The 224-nt window shown below is 54.5% G+C and carries 1 pseudogene; it reads right to left on the reverse strand.

What is annotated here, in order from left to right:
• Positions 1 to 156: pseudogene (locus CQ12_RS47945) on the reverse strand (tyrosine-type recombinase/integrase); the annotation flags it as partial.
• Positions 157 to 224 lie beyond the last annotated feature (68 nt).

Consider the following 224-nt stretch of genomic DNA (forward strand, 5'->3'; position numbering starts at 1 on the left):
ATGGAGATCACGTTTCCAAGCTCGGGCTTCTTCGCGGTTGGCGATTTGCTGTGCGATTTCTTTGCTCGCAGTGCCAGCAGACCGGCGTATCCGTTCGCCGGCAATCGTCCCGCTGTACCAGTAGACTTCGCCCCTCTTGTAGACCTTGAGCGGCATCGGAATGACTCCATGATGGCTAAAACATCGTCTTCGGTGAGGGCCATACGATTGCCCATAATCAAACA

The organism is Bradyrhizobium jicamae (genome assembly GCF_001440395.1).
Lineage (GTDB): Bacteria > Pseudomonadota > Alphaproteobacteria > Rhizobiales > Xanthobacteraceae > Bradyrhizobium > Bradyrhizobium jicamae.